20 protein-coding genes and 1 pseudogene are annotated in these 17,013 nt (G+C 72.3%); 11 read left to right on the plus strand and 10 right to left on the minus strand.

Annotated features, from left to right (window positions below; all coding sequences use genetic code 11):
- Positions 1 to 269, plus strand: a pseudogene (locus tag JHD21_RS06155) (hypothetical protein); the annotation flags it as partial.
- Between the two features lie 30 nt (positions 270 to 299).
- Here the strand turns inward: JHD21_RS06155 and JHD21_RS06160 are convergent.
- Complete coding sequence (locus JHD21_RS06160) at positions 300 to 584, minus strand: excalibur calcium-binding domain-containing protein (protein WP_292672499.1); 285 nt, start codon at positions 582 to 584, stop codon at positions 300 to 302.
- A gap of 180 nt (positions 585 to 764) precedes the next feature.
- Here JHD21_RS06160 and JHD21_RS06165 point away from each other — a divergent pair, with 180 nt between their 5' ends.
- The 3 genes from JHD21_RS06165 to JHD21_RS06175 all read left to right on the plus strand — a co-directional run bounded on the left by JHD21_RS06165 (position 765) and on the right by JHD21_RS06175 (position 3,201).
- A complete protein-coding gene (locus tag JHD21_RS06165; RefSeq protein WP_292672500.1) occupies positions 765 to 1,760 on the plus strand; it encodes a hypothetical protein in 996 nt (331 codons plus the stop codon).
- Positions 1,761 to 1,871: 111 nt separating this feature from the next.
- Positions 1,872 to 2,696, plus strand: a complete 825-nt coding sequence (locus JHD21_RS06170; protein ID WP_292672502.1) for a siderophore-interacting protein — start codon at positions 1,872 to 1,874, stop codon at positions 2,694 to 2,696.
- A gap of 88 nt (positions 2,697 to 2,784) precedes the next feature.
- Positions 2,785 to 3,201, plus strand: coding sequence for an ATP-binding protein (locus tag JHD21_RS06175; RefSeq protein ID WP_292672503.1), 417 nt, complete (start codon positions 2,785 to 2,787; stop codon positions 3,199 to 3,201).
- A 9-nt stretch (positions 3,202 to 3,210) separates the two neighbouring features.
- Here the strand turns inward: JHD21_RS06175 and JHD21_RS06180 are convergent, their stop codons facing one another.
- Genes JHD21_RS06180 through JHD21_RS06190 form a run of 3 tightly spaced genes read right to left on the minus strand, consistent with a single transcriptional unit; the run spans position 3,211 to position 5,474 of the window.
- On the minus strand, positions 3,211 to 3,519 hold the full coding sequence (locus JHD21_RS06180; RefSeq protein WP_292672504.1) for an STAS domain-containing protein: 309 nt from the start codon (positions 3,517 to 3,519) through the stop codon (positions 3,211 to 3,213).
- Between the two features lie 9 nt (positions 3,520 to 3,528).
- Positions 3,529 to 4,680, minus strand: coding sequence for a SpoIIE family protein phosphatase (locus JHD21_RS06185; protein ID WP_292672505.1), 1,152 nt, complete (start codon positions 4,678 to 4,680; stop codon positions 3,529 to 3,531).
- Complete coding sequence (locus JHD21_RS06190; protein WP_292672507.1) at positions 4,677 to 5,474, minus strand: alpha/beta hydrolase; 798 nt, start codon at positions 5,472 to 5,474, stop codon at positions 4,677 to 4,679. The genes JHD21_RS06185 and JHD21_RS06190 overlap by 4 nt, the downstream gene beginning before the upstream one ends.
- A 36-nt stretch (positions 5,475 to 5,510) precedes the next feature.
- Here JHD21_RS06190 and JHD21_RS06195 point away from each other — a divergent pair, with 36 nt between their 5' ends.
- Positions 5,511 to 6,506, plus strand: a complete 996-nt coding sequence (locus JHD21_RS06195) for a putative zinc-binding metallopeptidase (RefSeq protein WP_292672508.1) — start codon at positions 5,511 to 5,513, stop codon at positions 6,504 to 6,506.
- A 10-nt stretch (positions 6,507 to 6,516) separates the two neighbouring features.
- On the opposite strand, the gene JHD21_RS06200 is transcribed toward JHD21_RS06195, so the two are convergent.
- From JHD21_RS06200 to JHD21_RS06215, 4 genes are all read right to left on the minus strand, one after another.
- Positions 6,517 to 7,593 carry an alpha/beta fold hydrolase gene (locus tag JHD21_RS06200; protein WP_292672509.1) on the minus strand — a complete coding sequence of 359 codons (1,077 nt, stop codon included), beginning with the start codon at positions 7,591 to 7,593 and terminating at the stop codon, positions 6,517 to 6,519.
- Between the two features lie 76 nt (positions 7,594 to 7,669).
- Positions 7,670 to 8,329, minus strand: a complete 660-nt coding sequence (locus JHD21_RS06205; RefSeq protein WP_292672510.1) for a hypothetical protein — start codon at positions 8,327 to 8,329, stop codon at positions 7,670 to 7,672.
- A gap of 94 nt (positions 8,330 to 8,423) precedes the next feature.
- A complete protein-coding gene (locus JHD21_RS06210; RefSeq protein WP_292672512.1) occupies positions 8,424 to 9,335 on the minus strand; it encodes a pseudouridine-5'-phosphate glycosidase in 912 nt (303 codons plus the stop codon).
- Positions 9,332 to 10,216 (minus strand): carbohydrate kinase family protein, encoded by an 885-nt coding sequence (locus tag JHD21_RS06215; RefSeq protein ID WP_292672513.1) that lies wholly within the window; start codon positions 10,214 to 10,216, stop codon positions 9,332 to 9,334. Before JHD21_RS06215 ends, JHD21_RS06210 begins: the two co-directional genes overlap by 4 nt.
- 43 nt (positions 10,217 to 10,259) lie before the next feature.
- On the opposite strand from JHD21_RS06215, the gene JHD21_RS06220 reads away from it, so the two are divergent.
- Genes JHD21_RS06220 through JHD21_RS06230 form a run of 3 tightly spaced genes read left to right on the plus strand, consistent with a single transcriptional unit; the run spans position 10,260 to position 12,953 of the window.
- The gene (locus tag JHD21_RS06220; RefSeq protein ID WP_292672514.1) at positions 10,260 to 11,411 is read left to right on the plus strand and encodes a hypothetical protein; all 1,152 of its coding nucleotides are present in this window, start codon (positions 10,260 to 10,262) and stop codon (positions 11,409 to 11,411) included.
- Positions 11,398 to 12,066 (plus strand): DapH/DapD/GlmU-related protein, encoded by a 669-nt coding sequence (locus JHD21_RS06225; RefSeq protein WP_292672516.1) that lies wholly within the window; start codon positions 11,398 to 11,400, stop codon positions 12,064 to 12,066. The genes JHD21_RS06220 and JHD21_RS06225 overlap by 14 nt, the downstream gene beginning before the upstream one ends.
- The gene (locus tag JHD21_RS06230) at positions 12,063 to 12,953 is read left to right on the plus strand and encodes an alpha/beta hydrolase (protein ID WP_292672518.1); all 891 of its coding nucleotides are present in this window, start codon (positions 12,063 to 12,065) and stop codon (positions 12,951 to 12,953) included. Before JHD21_RS06225 ends, JHD21_RS06230 begins: the two co-directional genes overlap by 4 nt.
- A 144-nt stretch (positions 12,954 to 13,097) precedes the next feature.
- On the opposite strand, the gene JHD21_RS06235 is transcribed toward JHD21_RS06230, so the two are convergent.
- On the minus strand, positions 13,098 to 13,892 hold the full coding sequence (locus tag JHD21_RS06235; RefSeq protein ID WP_292672519.1) for a putative protein N(5)-glutamine methyltransferase: 795 nt from the start codon (positions 13,890 to 13,892) through the stop codon (positions 13,098 to 13,100).
- A gap of 15 nt (positions 13,893 to 13,907) precedes the next feature.
- On the opposite strand from JHD21_RS06235, the gene JHD21_RS06240 reads away from it, so the two are divergent.
- Both JHD21_RS06240 and JHD21_RS21880 read left to right on the plus strand, forming a co-directional pair.
- Positions 13,908 to 14,267: a hypothetical protein gene (locus JHD21_RS06240; protein ID WP_292672521.1), complete on the plus strand. Its 360-nt coding sequence runs from the start codon at positions 13,908 to 13,910 to the stop codon at positions 14,265 to 14,267.
- On the plus strand, positions 14,264 to 15,019 hold the full coding sequence (locus tag JHD21_RS21880; protein ID WP_365695592.1) for a DUF3817 domain-containing protein: 756 nt from the start codon (positions 14,264 to 14,266) through the stop codon (positions 15,017 to 15,019). Before JHD21_RS06240 ends, JHD21_RS21880 begins: the two co-directional genes overlap by 4 nt.
- Here the strand turns inward: JHD21_RS21880 and JHD21_RS06255 are convergent.
- Positions 14,990 to 15,739, minus strand: a complete 750-nt coding sequence (locus JHD21_RS06255; RefSeq protein WP_292672522.1) for a hypothetical protein — start codon at positions 15,737 to 15,739, stop codon at positions 14,990 to 14,992. The genes JHD21_RS21880 and JHD21_RS06255 overlap by 30 nt on opposite strands.
- Positions 15,740 to 15,815: 76 nt before the next feature.
- On the opposite strand from JHD21_RS06255, the gene JHD21_RS06260 reads away from it, so the two are divergent.
- Positions 15,816 to 17,012: an NADH:flavin oxidoreductase gene (locus JHD21_RS06260; RefSeq protein WP_292672523.1), complete on the plus strand. Its 1,197-nt coding sequence runs from the start codon at positions 15,816 to 15,818 to the stop codon at positions 17,010 to 17,012.
- Position 17,013 lies beyond the last annotated feature (1 nt).

Consider the following 17,013-nt stretch of genomic DNA (forward strand, 5'->3'; position numbering starts at 1 on the left):
CGCGCAGCAGCGTCACCGGCAAAGGCAAGGACATCGTCCTCACCCATCCCCTCCACCACCGCCACTGCGACCATGACTCCACCCAAACAGGTGGCACCGACACTCGGCCTCCGGCGACAGCGGCTTGTCCACAGGCCTACGGACGGCTGACGCGATCAACTCGATCCCGCCTCGGTGCCAGACCGGTCGACTTCGGGCAGGCGGACGTCAGCTGGGTGGTCATGGCGGAACCGGGCGGCAACGAACTCTGTGTTCTCGGTACGCCGTAGGGCGATCCCGTCGGCGGGCTACGTCGCCGGTCAGGCCTTCTCGCAGGCGATCTTGTCACCGTCGCGGTCCAGGTCCGCGTTGTGGTCGACCGCGGTGTTGTAGATCTTGTTCGACCGCTTGAACGTGGTCACCTTCGTGCCGGAGGTCTTGTCGACCGCGTTCTTGCGGCCCACGCCGTGCGGGAAGCTCTTGTTGAAGTTGGTGCAGTTGTCGTGGATACCCGTCGTGTGCGCGTCGGCGGGAGCGGCGAGCACGGCGGCCGCGACCACGCCGCAACAGGCGGCGGACAACGATCGCGCGAGGCGTGAGGTCATGCGCGGGACCCTGTCATGACGGCGGACCCCGGCGACATGGCCCGATCGGGCGGTTCGCGACATCCGGACGGGCGGAGTGACCTACAGTCCAGCGCGGACGTCGGCGCAGGATGCCTCGGCGCCACCAGTGAAAGGTCCACAGTGCAACCCCTTCTCAAGCACGCCGCCCGAGCGTCCGTGGTGAGCCTCGTCCTGGCCTCCACGACCTTGCTGGGCGCCCCGGCGCACGCCCTTCCCGTCTACACCACCGGCGACATGGACGCGAACTCCAACGCCAGCGAGGGCTCGCCCACGGCCTGCACCGTCGTGCAGAACCCGTCGCCGATCGTCTCCAACGTCCCGGTCGTCGAGAACGGCCCGGCGACGACCGTCTCCGCGAGCAACTCCGGCACCGTCACCAACGACGGCGACGGAACGGACACGATCTCGTTCGCCACCCAGGTCAGCGTCACGGGCAAGATGACCGCCGCGGGTGGCAACCCGGACACCCTGGACATCTCCTCCACCGGCAGCGTCCAGGCGACGGCGTCCAAGCCGGTCTCCGCCTGCGAGCTCGGCGGCTACAGCTACGGCGACCTCGACTTCGGGTTCACGTTGACCCAGCCCGGCTTCATGGACATCACGCTGGACGCGACCAAGCACACCTACAGCGAGTTCTACCTCTTCGACGACGCCGGCAACGACTACGTCGAGCTGTACGGCTTTGGGCTGCAGTTCAGCGGGACCCAGCGTGTCTACCTCCCGGCGGGTGTCTACGGGGGCTATCTCGAGTCCGACGCGGTCCTCTCCGAGGTCACGTCCACCCTCGCTGCCACCCAGGTCGCCACCACGATCCACGCCGACTTCGACCTGGTGGGCGCCCAGACGGCGGCACCGGTCGGCAAGGCGGGCAAGTACGTCGCCCTGCCCGGGGCCCGCGCGTGCGCCACCGACTCGCTGGACGCCACGGTCACGCCCAAGAAGAAGCGGGCCGAGAACATCAAGCTGGTGAAGTTCTTCGTCAACGACAAGCTGGCCGCGAAGACCAAGACGCCCACCAAGGGCGCCGTGGTCAAGGTCCCGGTCGCGGACAAGGTGCAGGCCGACCTCAAGGCGGTCGTCACCCTGGTCAAGAAGAAGAACGGCAAGCCGGGCAAGACCTACGAGGTCGAGGCGAGCTACGAGGCCTGCTCGTAGTGCGTTGACGCACCACGGATGACGCGGAGGGGCCCGGCACCTGGTGCCGGGCCCCTTCTGCGTGGCTGGATAAGGTCACCCTAAGTCCACCCAGACCGAACGGGATCCCTCATGCACGCACGCGTCCGCGGCACGACCTGGCTGACCCCGTCCCTGGTCCGCGTCGTCCTCGCCGACGGCGACCTCGCCTCGTTCGCGATGCCCGGAGCGCCGGAGCCGCACACCGACACCTACGTCAACGTGGCCATCCCGCCCGCCGGTGCGCCGTACGCCGAGGAGTCCGGGGTGTTCGACCCGGCAGAGGTCAGAGCCGCCGGGCACCCGGCCGACGTGCAGCCGGCCCGCCGCCGCTACACGGTCCGGACCTGGGACGAGGCGACCAGGCAGCTGACCCTCGACTTCGTGGTGCACGGGGACGACGGGGTGGCCGGCCCGTGGGCGAAGGGGGCGAGGCCCGGCGACGTCCTGGTCTTCGAGGGGCCGGGCAGCGGCTACCGGCCGGACCCGGCCGCCGACTGGCACCTGATGGTCGGCGACGAGTCCGCCCTGCCGGCGATCGCAGCGTCTCTGGAGGCGGTCCCCGCCGGGGCGCCGGTGGTGGTCCGCCTGCTGTGCGACGGCCCCGAGCACGAGATCGAGCTGAGCACGGACGGGACGCTCGAGCTGGAGTGGCTGCACCGCACGGGGGACGAGCAGGACGGCGACCTCCTCGTCGACGCGGTCCGCCTGCTCGAGTTCCCCCGCGGGCGCGTGCACGCGTTCGTCCACGGGGAGGCCGACGAGGTCCGGGCCCTGCGCCGCCACCTCCTCGCCGAGCGCGGGCTGTCCCGCGGTGACATGTCCTGCTCGCCCTACTGGCGCCGGACGATGACCGACGAGGCCTGGCGGCGGGTCAAACGAGACTTCGTGGCCCAGATGGAGGCCGACGTCGCCTGATCGGGTACCGCAGGTGTTCCGGTCGAGTTGCAGGGCCGGTGCCGTGCTCGCCTCTAGAGTCGAGGACGGGGCGCTCGAGCAACCCCCAGTGCAGAGGAGCGAGATGGCGGACGGCACCGCGACGGCGGAGTTCGCGGTGACTCTTCCCTTCGGACCGGACGCCGCGCGGGTCGCCAGGACGATGGTGAGCCAGCTGCTCATCGAGCACGAGTGCGACGGCCAGCTGGTCGAGGACGGTCGACTGGTCGCCCACGAGCTCGTGATGAACGGCGTCAGGCACGGCGCGCCCGACGAGCGCACGGAGATCGCGGTCTCGTGCCGGCTGCTGGACGGCCACGTGGTGATCGCCGTGCAGGACCAGGGGCGGGCCGGCACGGTCGCCGTGCGGGCGGCCTCCGGTCACAGCGTCGACGGGCGGGGCCTGGCGATCGTCGAGGCGCTCAGCGAGAGGTGGACCGTCGACCGCAGCGGCGGGACCAGGGTCGAGGCCTGGCTCGCCCGCTGACGACGCCGGTCAGGCGAGGTCGTAGGACAGGCCGCAGATCGTCAGCACCCGGGCCGCGATGGTGCCGTCCCCGGCGATGAACGTGAGGGCGGCGCCCTGCTTGGCAGCGGTGTCCTGGGCGTTGGCCAGCACGCCGACCGCCGACGAGGGGAGCAGGTCGACGTCGGTGAGGTCGATCGCCAGGTCGCGGGTCAGCCCATCGGTGACCTCCTTCAGGAGCATCCGCACCTGCACGGTCGTGCCCTCGTCGAGGTCACCGTGCAGCACGAGCCGGTCCGACTCGTCACTGATCTCGTAGCTGAATGCGCGCTCCTCCACACCGGGAGACTAACCCGGCGGCGGCGGATTCCTGCCGCTGCCCAGGGTGAGCACCGCGATGTCGTCGCGCGGGTCGCCGTCCTGGAAGTCCAGGGCGGCCTCGACCACGTCGGCGGTGACCGCGCTCGGGTCGTGGTCGCTGGCCGACACGAGCGGCAGCAGCCGCTCCAGCCCGAACAGGGTCCGGTCTCGCCGGGCCTCGATGACGCCGTCGGTGTAGAGGACCAGCAGGTCGTCGCCGAGCCGGTGCCGGAAGGTGCTGAAGATCGGCGCGTCGATGACACCGACCAGCGACCCGTGCGTGCCCAGCTCGGCGACCGAGCCGTCGGGGCGACGCACCAGCGGCAGCGGGTGGCCGCCGATGCTGCCGGTGAGCGACCACCCCGCACCGTCGTCGACGAGCCGGACCACCACCACGGTGCAGAACCGGTCCGTGTCGTGGTCGAGGACGGCACGGTTGAGCTCCACCAGCAGGTCCGCGGGGTCCCGGAACTGCATCGCGAGGGCGCGAACGGTGTGCCGGACGAACGCCGTCACGGTGGCCGCGGCGACGCCCTTGCCGGTCACGTCGCCGATCACCGCCAGCCACTCGTGCTCGGCGACCTGGAACACGTCGTAGAAGTCGCCGCCCACCTCGCGTCCGTCGCCGGCCGGGCGGTACGCCGCCGCGATGGACAGCCCCTCGACGGCCGGCGGAGTCGGGGGGATGAGCGTGCGCTGGAGGGTCTCGGCGAGCTCGGCGGCGTCCCGACGGGCGGCCTCGATGGTGCGCATGGACTCGAGGAGGTCGGTCTCGTAGCGCCGCCGGTCGCGAGCCTCCAGGACCACGACCCGGGTGCGGGTCTGGTCCGGCTCCGGGCCCGGAGTCACGTTGGCGCTGACCAGGACCGGCACCCGCTCGCCGTCGGCCTGGACGACGTCGAGGGCGACCTCGCGCACGAACCCGTTGAGCGCCAGCATCGGGTAGACGTGGGTGTCGAGGTAGATGCGGCCGCCGGCCGACACCAGCTCGGCGAGGGACAGCCGGCCCTCGACCTCGTCACGGCTCCGCCCGAGGAGCCGCAGCAGCTCTGCGTTGGCCTCCACCACCCGTCCGGACGCGTCGAGGACGGCGTAGCCGCAAGGAGCGTTCTCGAAGAGGTCGGATCGCGGGCCGCTCACCTGGCGAGGAACTCGCGGATCGCCTTCAGCGTCTCCGTCGGTGCGCTGAGGTGCGGGACGTGGCCGTGACCCTCGATGACCACCATCTGGCTGCCGGCGATCTGGTCGTGGACGAACTGACCGGCGCTGACGGGCGCGATCGCGTCGTGACGGGTCTGCAGCACCAGGGTCGGCACGGTGACCTTGCGCAGGTCGTCGCGGTTGTCCCCCAGGAAGGTCACGCCGGCGAAGTGCCGGGCGATCTCCGGGCGGTTGCGGCAGAACGTCGCCTCGAGCTCCGCCGCCAGCTCGGGCCGGTCGGGGTTGGCCATGACCAGGCCGGCCAGCGGGCTCTGCCAGCCGAGGTGGTTGCTGTCCATGGTCTCGAGGAGGTCCTCGATGTCGCTGGGGCTGAAGCCGCCGACGTAGTCGCCGTCGTCCAGGTAGCGCGCGGACGGTCCGACGAGCACGAGTGCGGAGAACAGCTCCGGGGCGGCGAGGTGGGCCAGGACCGCGATCATCGCGGAGACCGAGTGGCCGACCAGGACGACGTCCTCGAGCCCGAGCTCGCGGCACAGCGCGACCAGGTCCTCGGCGTGCGCCTCCAGCCGGGAGTAGCGGTCGGGGTCGTAGGAGTCCAGGTCCGACCCCCCCGAGCCGACCAGGTCGAGCTGCACGACCCGGTGGTCGACCGCCAGCTCCGGTGCCACGTGGTGCCACATCGACTGGTCGCAGCCGAACCCGTGCACGAGCAGGATCGGGCGCGCGCCGGCCGGGCCACTCGCGTGGGCGTTGAGCCGCACCGCAGCATCCATGGCGGGATCGTAACCGTGACGTGGCAGGCTCGCTGGGTGAAGACCTTCCGATGCCGGGTGTGCGACAACCCCCTGCACTTCGAGAACTCCGTCTGCGTGTCGTGCGGGACGGCCCTGGGCTTCTCGCGCGCCGAGCGGGCGATCGTCCCCGTCGACGACCAGGGGAGGTACGTCGACGCGGGGGGTCTGGTCTGGCACGTCTGCCGCAACCTGGCGCTGTCCGGGTGCACCTGGCTCGCCCCGCTCGAGGGCGGCCAGTGCTTCGCGTGCGACCTGACCCGGACCCGGCCGAGCGACGAGGACCTGGTGGGGCTGGAGAACTACCCGGCGGCCGAGCGGGCCAAGCGACACCTGGTGTTCGAGCTCGACACCCTCGGCTTCCGGGTCGTGGGCAAGGACCCGGAGACCGGCGGTGACCCGGAGCAGGGGCTGGCCTTCGACCTGCTGTCGTCGGTAGCGGAGAACGTGGTGATCGGGCACGAGGACGGCGTCATCACGATCGACCTCGCCGAGAGCGACGACGCCCACCGCGAGAAGGTCCGCACCCAGCTCGCCGAGCCCTACCGGACCATGCTCGGCCACTTCCGCCACGAGGTCGGCCACTACTACGAGTGGCAGCTCGTGCGTGGCGACGAGCTCATGACCCGGGCCCGGGAGCTCTTCGGCGACGAGTCGGCGGACTACCAGGAGGCGATCGACCGGCACTACGCCGACGGGCCGCCCGCCGGCTGGGAGGAGTCCTACATCTCGACGTACGCCACCATGCACCCGTTCGAGGACTTCGCCGAGACCTGGGCGCACTACCTGCACATCTGCGACACCGTCGAGACGGCGTCCGAGTACGGCCTGACCGCGGTCGCTCCCGTGGCGGCGTTCTCGAGCTTCCGCGACGTGGTGACCGGTGTCTGGGTGCCCCTGACCGTCGCGCTCAACATGATCAACCGCAGCATGGGCAAGGACGACCTCTACCCGTTCGTCATCCCCGCGCCGGTCCTCGACAAGCTGGAGTTCGTGGCGTCACTGCCCCGCTGACCCTTCAGGGTCACGGGGCCGTCCAGGTCGCGGCCTTGCCGAACACGTAGTCGAGGTCGGCCTCGGTGAACTCGTGGCCGCCGTCGACCTCGGAGAACGCGACCGGGAAGCCGGAGTCCTTCAGGGCCCGCTTGTCGGCACGCAGGGTCGCGATCGGGTAGTACTCGTCGCCGGTGTGCGCGCGCCAGGCGACGTTGAGCTTCCAGTCGGCGGCCGCCATGAGCTCCTCGCGGTTGTCGTCGCTCCAGAAGGGGCGGCCGGGGACCACCACGAGGCCGGCGAAGCCGTCCGCGTGCTCGAACGCGACCTGGCCGGCCAGGGTCGAGCCGGAGGAGTAGCCCCCGAGGACGACGCGCCGGGGGTCGACGTTGAAGCGGGTCTTGACGTCGGCGATCGACTCGAGCAGCGGGCCGGCGTCGGCGGTCGGGTCCCAGCACTGCCCGTCCCTGCCGAGCCCGGGTGTCATGACCAGGTGGTCGAGGTCGGCGACCAGGTTCTTGATGAGCGTCGCGTACTCCTCACCAGTTCCGCCGCAGCCGTGCACGAAGACCACGATCCGGGTCGGTGTCCGGTGGCTGTCGTCGTACGCCGGAGGGACGTACATCCAGTACTCGTCCGGTGACGTGCCGATCCGGAAGACCGAGCCCGGGGTGTAGGAGACCGGGTTCGCCGGCACCGAGGTGGACTCGACCGTCACCGTGCCGAGCGTGCGGCAGTTGTTGCGCTCGCGGCGCTCCGTGACGACGTCGCGTCGGTCGGCGCAGACGCGGACGACATGGGTGCCACCGCCGAGCCGCACCCGGAAGCGGACCATCCGCTGTCCGCCCGGGCGCACGGCCCGGGTCCTGACGGAACGCACCCGCCGCCCGTCGACCTTGATCGCCGCCGAGGTGGCCGGAGCCGTCCGGTCGCCGTTGTTGCGGACCGTGAACCAACCGGTGACCCGGGCGCCGGACACCGTGACGTCACCTGCGGTGGTCGTGAGGTCCGCGCGCTCCGGTGCCGCTGCGGTCGCGGCGTACGTCGACGGCACGAGGCAGGTGACGATCAGGGCCGTCGCGATCAGCAGCGTCGTGGGTCGAGGCACAGTCGACGGTAGTCACGGACCGCCGCTCCTGTTCGCGAAACGGTCGAGAGACGACCCCGATGGCGACCGATCGCGCTCAGCCCTGGATCGGCACCGCGAACAGCTTCGCGTAGCGCACGTTGCCGGTGCCCGAGAAGGCGTCCGCGTCGCAGCGGAGCTCGATGCTCTCGGTGGGCGAGGCGACCGCCATGAGGGAGAGTGCGACCGTCTCGTTCATGGCCACGGGACTCCTGCTGGCGGTGTCCTCGGCGTCCGTGTCGTCGGTCCAGATCGAGCAGCTCAGGCCGTCGGAGTAGGCGCCACCCGCGGTCAGGGTCGCCTTCGCGGTGATCAGGTAGGGACCCGGCACCGGCTCCAGCCGGAGGATCGTGGCATCGCCGCCCAGCTCGGCGTACTCGATCGTCGCGGTCAGCGGACTCACCACTCCGTCCTGGCCGGGCTGCCCGGGGGCTCCCGCAGCACCGGCGGGACCGGCGGGACCGGCGGGACCGACGGGGCCGGCGGCTCCGGGGGGGCCCGCGGGCCCCTGGAGCGCGTCGACGGCCGACGGTGCGAGCTTGGCCTCGGTCACCGACTTGTTCTTGATCTGCTTGGCCGTGACCGTGCCGGGCTTGATGTCCTTGCCGTTGATCAGGCCTGCGGCGGTCGCCGAGCCCCCGACCACGATGAACAGCGCCAGTGTGGCGATGACCGCTAGCGGACCGACCCTGTGCGAGCCGTCCCCGAATCCCCTCATGCTTCTCCTCCGGATCTCCCTGCGCCATCTGCCTGGGCCATCTGCCTGGGCCTGGTGAGGGGCGGACAGTACCCCGACCCGCGGGCCCCGTACGTCAGGACAGCGCGACGGCGACCTCGGCGCCCAGCCTGGCGTTGGCGCGCACCAGCGCGATGTTCGCGGTGAGGCTGGCCCCGCCGGTGAGCTCCACGATCCGGCCGAGGAGGTAGGGCGTCGCGTCCTTGCCGGTGATGCCGCGCTGGTCCATGTCCGCCAGCGCCCGCGCGATGACGGCCCCGATCTCGTCGGCCGGGATCTCGTCCTCGACCGGGATCGGGTGCGCCACGACCAGCCCGCCCGGCAGGCCGAGGTCCAGGCTCGACCGGAGGACGGCGGCGACCTCCTCGGCGCCGTCGATGCGCATCGGCGCTCGGAAGCCGCTGCTGCGCGAGTAGAACGACGGGAACTCGTCACTGCCGTTGACCAGCACCGGGACGCCCAGGGTCTCCAGGGTCTCCAGGGTGAGGCCGATGTCGAGGATGCTCTTCACGCCGGCGCACACGACGGCCAGTGGGGTCCGGCCGAGCTCGGTGAGGTCGGCGCTGACGTCGAACGACTGCGGGGCACCCCGGTGGACCCCGCCGAGGCCGCCGGTGACGAACACCCGGATCCCGGCCATCGACGCGAGCCGCATCGTCGACGCCACGGTGGTGGCGCCGTGGGTGCCGCGGGCGACGACGTAGGGCAGGTCGCGGACGCTCACCTTGCTGACGTCGGGGTGGCTGCCCAGGAGCTCGAGGTCGTCGGCGGACAGCCCGATCCGCGGGCGCCCGTCGAGGACGGCGATGGTCGCGGGGACGGCGCCGTGCGTGCGGACGATGCCCTCGACCTCGGTCGCCATCGCGACGTTGTCCGGGTAGGGCATCCCGTGGCTGATGATCGTGCTCTCCAGGGCGACCACCGGCGCGCCCTCGGCGAGCGCGGTCGCCACCTCGTCGGTGAGGACCAACGACGGGTGTGCGGTCACAGCAGGCTCCTCACGAGCTCGTCGGTCAGGTCGGGGCGCACCGTGTGCGCGCTGGCCACCGTCAGGGCGGCCGCGGACTGACCGTACGCCGCCGCCTCGGCCGGGTCGGCGCCCGCCAGGACGGCGTGGCAGAACGCCCCCAGCATCGCGTCGCCCGCCCCCGTGACGTCCAGGACCTCCGGAGCGCCGATGAACGCGATGTCGGTACTGGAGTCCCGGCTGCTGAGCCGTGAGCCGGCGACGCCGAGCCGGGTCCACACCAGCTCGACCCCGCGGTCGTGGAGTGCTCCCGCCGAGCCGCCGAGCGCGTCGAGCTCGTCGCGGTTGGGCGTGACCGCCCACAGCGGGGTGCGCGGCGAGAGGAGCCCCGCCAGCGCTGCCGCCTTGGGCACGCTCACCGGGTCGAGCACCACCCGGGCGCCGGTCGCCGCGCACACCTCCAGGGCCCGTCCGAGAGCGGCGGTGCCCAGGTTGCCGTCGAGGACGACGAGGGACGCTGCGGCGATCGCGTCCGCGGCGGCGTCGACGTCGCCGGGTCCGATCGACTCGGTGGCGGCCATGTCGGAGACCGCGACGACCAGCTCGCCGTCGGCGTCGAGCACGGCGACGTACGTCCCGGTCGGCTGCGGCACCCGGGCGACCCTGGACACGTCGACGCCGGCCGCCCTCGTCGCGGCCAGGACCTCGTCGCCCGCCGGATCCGTCCCGACGGCGGCGACGAGGCAGACCTCGGTGCCCAGGCGGGCGACGTTCTCGGCGACGTTGCGGCCCACGCCGCCCGCGGACCGGAGCACCGAGCCCGGGTTGCTGGTGCGGGCCACGGCGTCCCGGGCGCTGTGCGCCTTGACGTCCAGGTTGGCGCCGCCGACCACCACGATCACCCGCCTGACACTAGGGTGCGGTCCGACCGAGGGAGGTGGGGCCGTGCACGTGGTGATGGCGACGCCGCACCTCGTCGACGTCGGCGGCAGCGAGACCTACCTCTACACGGTCGCCGAGAACCTGGTCCGGCTGGGCCACGAGGTGACCGTGCACGCGCCCGTCCTCGGGGCCATGGCCGAGCAGGTGCGCGGAGTGGGGGCGACGGTCGTCGACGAGAGCGGCCTCCCCGAGGCATGCGACGCGGTGCTGGTCCAGGACGTCGGGACCGCCTACGCGATGGCGGACCGGTGGCCCGGACAGCCGCAGGTCTACGTCGCGCACAGCGCGTACTTCGACCTCCAGCTGCCACCCCTCGTGCCGGTCCCCGGCTCGGTGGTCGTCGTGATGAGCGACCGGGTGGGCGCTCGGGTCGGGGCACTTCCCGGGACGTTCGAGACCGTCCGGCTCCGGCAGCCCATCGACGCCGTCCGCCTCTCGCCCCGTGGAACCGTGTCGGCCCGGCCGCGCCGCGCCGTCCTCCTCGGCAACTACCTGCGTGGTGAGGCGCGGGACGCCCTGGTCGAGGCCTGGTCGGCGGCCAAGGTGCGCGTCGTGCAGGTCGGGGTGATGACCCGGCCCACTCTCGACGTGGCCGCGGCCGTGGCGGACGCCGACATCGTGGTCGGCAAGGGCCGCGCCGTCCTCGACGCGATGGCGTGCGGCAGGCCTGCGTTCGTCTACGACGTGTTCGGCGCCGACGGCTGGGTCACGGCGGCGTCGTACGACGCGTTCGAGGCGGATGCCTTCGCCGGCCAGTCCCAGGCGGCCGTCCTGGACCGGGACGGACTGGTCCGGGCGCTGGACCACTACGACCCGGCGATGGGCCGGGTCAACCGTGAGCTGATCCTCAAGCACCACCAGGACCGCAAGCACGCCGAAGCGCTCGTCGGGATCTTCCGGCGGCTCACCCCGGGCGGGGGTGACGGTCCGACCGAGGCGGCGGAGCTGGCGCGGCTGTCCCGGTTGCGCTGGAAGGCCGAGCTCGAGGCCGAGGCACTGCGCGGCCAGGTCGGTGAGCTGACCGGGCGGCTGCAGGAGGCGCAGGAGAAGCTGTACCTGTCCGAGCAGCGCCGTCGGCGCCGGGCCCGGGCCGCCCGACGGGCCGAGCAGCGGCTGGCCGAGCTGGAGAAGGGGACCGTCGATGCGACCCAGTGACCGGGCTCCCAACCTGTGGGTCGCCGACGACGTGGTCGTGCCGGACGACACCTACATCGGCGTCAACGTCGTGCTGCACGCCGGCGTGCGCCTCGGTCCGGGATGCCACCTCGAGGACGGGGCGGTCCTCGGCAAGCTGACCAGGCCCGGTCGCGGCTCGGCCAGCCCCGCGCCGACCGCCGCACCCACCGTGCTCGGTGAGGGGACCGTCGTCGGGTCGTACGCCGTCGTCTGCGCCGGCGCGTCGACGGGTGCCGAGGTCTTCCTGGGCGACCACTCGCTCACCCGCGAGGGCGCGGTGCTCGGCGCCGGCGCCAGCATCGGCCACGCCGGCACCGTCGGACGGGACGCCCGGATCGGCGCGCGGGTGCGGACCCAGGGCTACGCCGCCCTGGCCGCCGGCGTCGTCCTCGAGGACGACGTCTTCCTCGGGCCCCTGGTCAGCGTGCTGGCCGGCCTCACCATGCGCCGGAGCGAGGAGCCCGGGTCGGACGTCTCCCGCCCGGCGGTCCTGCGCAAGGCCTGCCACATCGGCAGCGGCGCCCAGATCCTGCCCGGCGTCGAGATCGGCGAGCACGCGGTCGTCGGCGCCAACGCGGTCGTCATCGACGACGTACCACCGCGGTCCCGGGTCCGTGGGGTGCCGGCCCGATGAGTGGTCGGACGGGCGCCGAGCCGGAGGTGCTCGAGCTCGACCTGCCCGAGGTCACGCTCTCCGCGCTCGCGTGGGGCCCTGCCGAGGGGCCGCTGGTCGTGGCGCTGCACGGCTTCCCCGACACCGCGTGGACCTGGCGTCATCTCGGCCCGCACCTCGCCGACCTGGGGTGGCGGGTGGTGGCGCCGCACCTGCGCGGCTACGCGCCGAGCGGGCTGCCGCGCGACGGCAGCTTCCACGTCGGCGCGATCATGGCCGACGCGGTCGCCGTGCACGAGCGGCTCGGCGGCGACGAGCGGGCCGTGCTGGTGGGCCACGACTGGGGAGCGATCGCGGCCAACGCGCTGAACGGCCACGACGACTCGCCGTTCGGGCGCGCGGTGACCCTCGCGGTCCCGCCGATGCAGGCGATGGCCGGGTTCGACGCCCGGCTGATGCTCCGCCAGGCCCGGCACAGCTGGTACATCCTCTTCAACCAGCTGCCCGTCCTCCCCGAGCGGACGCAGGAGCGGCTCGTCCGCAAGCTGTGGCGGGACTGGTCGCCGGGGTACGACGCCCGCGAGGACCTGGGGCACGTGCTGGCCGCGGTCTCGGCGCCGGACCGCCGCTCCGCGCCCTTCGACTACTACCGGGCGCTCACCCGGCCGTGGACGGTGCCCGAGGCCTACCGCGCCTGGCAGGCGACCCTCGACGCGCTGCCGACGCACCCGCTGCTCTACCTGCACGGTGCGGACGACGGGTGCCTCGACGTGGGATACGCGGCCAAGGCCGCGGACGGTCTGCCGGACCTCGCCGAGGTGGTCGTCGTCCCCGGCGCCGGGCACTTCCTCCAGCTCGAGCAGCCGGACGCGGTCAACGCCGCGATCGCGGACTTCCTGGCCCGCTGACCGTCCCGGACGGAAATGGCGGGGGCGACGGCCCCCGAACGCAGCCACCCCCCACCGGGGCTGCGGCGCACATGGGGATGGAGACCGTCGCCGTACCGAGGTTGCCCTCGGTGCGCGAAGTCTAGAGCGCGCCGGGTGAGGTTGCTATACCACCAACGGTGTAACTGTGGGCAGTCGACCCACCGCGACCGTGCCGTCCAGATCCGGGTCGTGCCGGACGTCGGCGAGGAGTCCCGCAGCCTCCATCGCGGCGCGCGTCCGCTCGGCCTGCCGGAGGCTCGTCTCGACCAGGACACGACCACCCGGAGCCAGCCAGCCCCGAGCCTCGGCGATCACCCGGCGCTGCACGTCGAGGCCGTCCGGGCCGCCGTCCAGGGCGAGCCGGGCCTCGTGGTCGCGCGCCTCCGGAGGCATGGTGTCGATGGCTGAGGTCGGGACGTACGGCGCGTTCGCGGCGACCAGCGCGACCCGTCCGCGCAGCGTCACGGGGAGGCCGGCGTAGAGGTCGCCGGGGCGCACCCGCCCGGGCGGCAGGTTGCGCCCTGCGCAGGCGACGGCCGCCGGGTCGAGGTCGACCGCCCACACGTCCAGGCCGGGTCCGGCCGCCAGGAGGGCCGCTCCGATCGCGCCGGTCCCGCAGCCCAGGTCGACCACCACGTCGCCCGGGGAGAGCACCTCGAGGGCGATCCGGACGAGCAGCTCGGTCCGGCGGCGCGGCACGAAGACCGTGGGCGCGACGGCGATCCGCAGCCCGCAGAACTCCGCCCAGCCCACCACCTGCTCCAGCGGAGTGCCGGCGACGCGCTCGGCGACCAGCCGCTCCAGGTGCTCGTCTCCCTCGGCGGCCTCGACCAGCAGGGCCGCCTCGTCCTCGGCGTACACGCACCCGGCCGCGCGCAGCCGCTCGACGAGCCCGGCGGGTGGTGCGGCAGACGTCATCGCGATGATAGTTCCATGCCCGGACCGCTCGACCAGATCTCGTACGTGGTCGTCGGGTACGCCGGTCTGGTGCTGCTCGTGGCGGCGTACTCCGCCTGGCGCGGGCGCGAACGGCCGCCGTGGCTCGACTCGATGGCGTGGATGCTGGAGACGCTCCTCGCGATCCGGGCCCTGGCCGGCCTCGGTGCCCTGGCCTCGGGCGACCGACCCGACTCGATCGCGACTCACGTCGGCTACCTGGTGGCCTCGGTGTGCGTGGTCCCGATCGCGCTGGGCTCCACGACGGAGGACCGCGGACCGTGGTCGATCGGCGTGCTCGCGGTCGCGGTCGTGGCGGTGGGCGTGATCAGCGTGCGGATGATGATGACGCTATGAGCGCCCCGGTCGACGGCTCGATCGACGGCTCGGGCGACGGCACGAGGCGCTCCGGGGGCCACCAGGTCCTGCTCGCCGTCTACGCGGTCTTCGCGCTGGCCGCCGGCGCGCGGAGTGCCGTCCAGCTCGCCACCCGCGCGGACGAGGCGCCGTTCGCCTACACGCTGTCGTTGGCGGCGGCGCTGACCTACGCGCTCGGCTGGCTGGCGATCCGGCGGGCCTCCGGGGGCAGCCCCCGTCTGGCGTCGGTGCTGCTCTGGGTCGAGCTGGGCGGTGTGGTCACGGTCGGGACGCTGAGCCTGGTCGAGAAGGACTGGTTCCCCGACGCCACGGTCTGGTCGGGCTACGGCATCGGCTACGGCTTCGTGCCGGCGGTGCTGCCGGTCGCCGGGCTGCTGTGGCTGCGAGCCCAGGACCCGGGTCGCTCGCGCGGCGCGGTCACGGCGTTCCGGGTCGTGGCGACCGCCGAGGCGTTCAGCTGGGCGGGTCTCCTCGTCGGCATGTTCGTCAAGTACGTCGTCGACGCGGGCGAGCAGGGTGTGCAGGTCTTCGGTCCGATCCACGGCACGGTGTTCCTCGCCTACCTGGTCGTCACGCTGCCGACCTGGCACCAGCAGCGCTGGTCGCTCCCCGTCGCGGCCGTCGCCCTGGCGGCGTCGGTGCCGCCGTTCTGCACCTTGCTGTTCGAGGTGTGGGCCCAGCGGACCGGGCGGCTCGACCCGTCAGGCCGGGCCGCCGTCGCGGAAGACTGAGCCACGCACGAAGCACCCACCGGCAAGGGTGTTGGTGACAGCGGAGACCTCCAGGTCGAGACGTTGGCCGTTGAGCACGGTGATGCGCAGGTATCGCACGTTCTCGCCCTGGTCGTCGGGAGCGAACACGTAGTTGGTGTCGGAGCCTCCGAGCAGGGTGTCGCTGGAGATCGTGTCGACCGCCGGAACCGCGGAGTACTCGCGCAGGACGTACGTCCAGCTCCCCGCGCCCTCGTTGCTGACGTTGATCTCCAGGCCGCGGTCACCGCTCGCCGGTGGTGCGCTGCACCTGGCGGTCACGGAGATCAGACCGGGGATGCTGACCAGCGGCTGGATCGTGCTGCCGCCGGGGAGGGTCAACGCCGCGTCGTCCCGGTCGCCGGCCACGTAGTCCTCGAGCGCCGCGGCCAGGGCCGTGTCGAGCTGGCCCTCGCTGACCAGGTCGGCCACCGCCGCGGCGAGGTCGGCGTCGAGCTCGGCGTCGCGGACCACGTCGGTGAGATCCCCGTCCCGGACGACATCGCCCAGCACGTCGGCTCGCAGGTCGACGGCCCTGATGCCGCCGTCCTTGATGTCCTTCGACTTCACCTTGTTGTTCTTGATCTGCTTGCTGCCGACGCTGTCCTTGGGGAGCTGGGTGGCGGCGTAGGCCCCGCCGCTGACGGCCAGCACCAGGGCCATTGTGGAGACGACGTTGGCGTAGGTGGGCGGGAAGCGCATGGTCGTTTCTGGCAGACCCGGTGGGACCGCGTCAACGCCCTTCCCCAAGACTAGAACGTGTTCTAGTCTGACGCTCGTGGCCCCCGACGCACCCCCGGACGTGTTCGCACCCGCGACCCTGGGACCGGTGGCGCTTCGCAACCGCACGGTCAAGGCGGCCACCTTCGAGGGACGGACCCCCCACGGCGTGGTGACCGACGACCTCGTCGACTACCACCTCGCCGTGGCGAGGGGAGGGGTGGGCCTGACCACGGTGGCCTACCTGGCCGTCGCCCCCGAGGGCCGCACGCACCGGGAGCAGATCCTGGTCGGTCCGGCCACCAAGCCGGGGCTGACCCGCCTGGCCGACACGATCCACGAGACCGGCGCCAAGATCGCCGGCCAGGTCGGTCACGCCGGACCCGTCGCCAACGGACGGTCCAACGGCGTGCACGCCCTCAGTGCCAGCCGGATGCCGAGCCCGCTGTCGATGCAGATGGTCCGGTCGGCGACGGAGCAGGACCTGACCAGGATCACCAAGGCGTACGTCGACACCGCGCGGATCCTGGTCAGCGCCGGCTTCGACGTCCTCGAGCTGCACATGGCGCACAGCTATCTCATCTCCTCGTTCCTGGCTCCCGGGCTCAACAGGCGCAAGGACGGCTGGGGCGGGCCCCTGGAGAACCGGGCGCGGCTGGCCCGGCAGGTCGCCCAGGCGGTGCGCGAGGAGGTCGGCGACCAGGCGGCGGTCACGGCCAAGCTCAGCGTGAGCGACGGCTTTAAGGGCGGCGTGCGCACCGAGGACAGCATCGAGGTCGCCCGGCTCCTCGAGGCCGACGGCCACCTGGACGCGCTGCAGCTCTCCGGGGGCAGCTCGCTGATGAACCCGATGTACCTCTTCCGCGGCGACGTACCGACCAAGGAGTTCGCCGCGACCATGCCTCCCCTGGTGCGCTTCGGCATGAAGACCCCGATGGGCAAGGGGTTCCTCAAGCACTACGACTTCGAGGAGGCCTACTTCTTCGAGAAGGCGTCCCAGTTCCGGGCGGCACTGGCGATGCCCCTGATGCTCCTCGGCGGCATCAACCAGCTGGCCACCATGGAGCGGGCGATGGCGAGCGGCTTCGACTTCGTGGCGATGGGCCGGGCGCTGCTGCGGGAGCCCGACCTGGTCAACCAGCTGCAGAACGGCCGCCAGAAGGCCGGCAAGTGCATCCACTGCAACCAGTGCATGCCCACGATCTACTCCGGGACCAGGTGTCCGGAGATCCCTGCCTACGAGAAGAGTGAGTGAG

Source organism: Nocardioides sp. (assembly GCF_016462705.1).
Taxonomy (GTDB): domain Bacteria; phylum Actinomycetota; class Actinomycetes; order Propionibacteriales; family Nocardioidaceae; genus Nocardioides.

Coding starts and splice junctions, on each gene's coding strand:
- JHD21_RS06160 (WP_292672499.1), bottom strand. CDS start 584: ATGACCTCACGCCTCGCGCGATCGTTGTCCGCCGCCTGTTGCGGCGTG.
- JHD21_RS06170 (WP_292672502.1), top strand. CDS start 1,872: ATGCACGCACGCGTCCGCGGCACGACCTGGCTGACCCCGTCCCTGGTC.
- JHD21_RS06190 (WP_292672507.1), bottom strand. CDS start 5,474: ATGGATGCTGCGGTGCGGCTCAACGCCCACGCGAGTGGCCCGGCCGGC.
- JHD21_RS06205 (WP_292672510.1), bottom strand. CDS start 8,329: ATGAGGGGATTCGGGGACGGCTCGCACAGGGTCGGTCCGCTAGCGGTC.
- JHD21_RS06225 (WP_292672516.1), top strand. CDS start 11,398: ATGCGACCCAGTGACCGGGCTCCCAACCTGTGGGTCGCCGACGACGTG.
- JHD21_RS06230 (WP_292672518.1), top strand. CDS start 12,063: ATGAGTGGTCGGACGGGCGCCGAGCCGGAGGTGCTCGAGCTCGACCTG.
- JHD21_RS06235 (WP_292672519.1), bottom strand. CDS start 13,892: ATGACGTCTGCCGCACCACCCGCCGGGCTCGTCGAGCGGCTGCGCGCG.
- JHD21_RS06240 (WP_292672521.1), top strand. CDS start 13,908: ATGCCCGGACCGCTCGACCAGATCTCGTACGTGGTCGTCGGGTACGCC.
- JHD21_RS21880 (WP_365695592.1), top strand. CDS start 14,264: ATGAGCGCCCCGGTCGACGGCTCGATCGACGGCTCGGGCGACGGCACG.
- JHD21_RS06255 (WP_292672522.1), bottom strand. CDS start 15,739: ATGCGCTTCCCGCCCACCTACGCCAACGTCGTCTCCACAATGGCCCTG.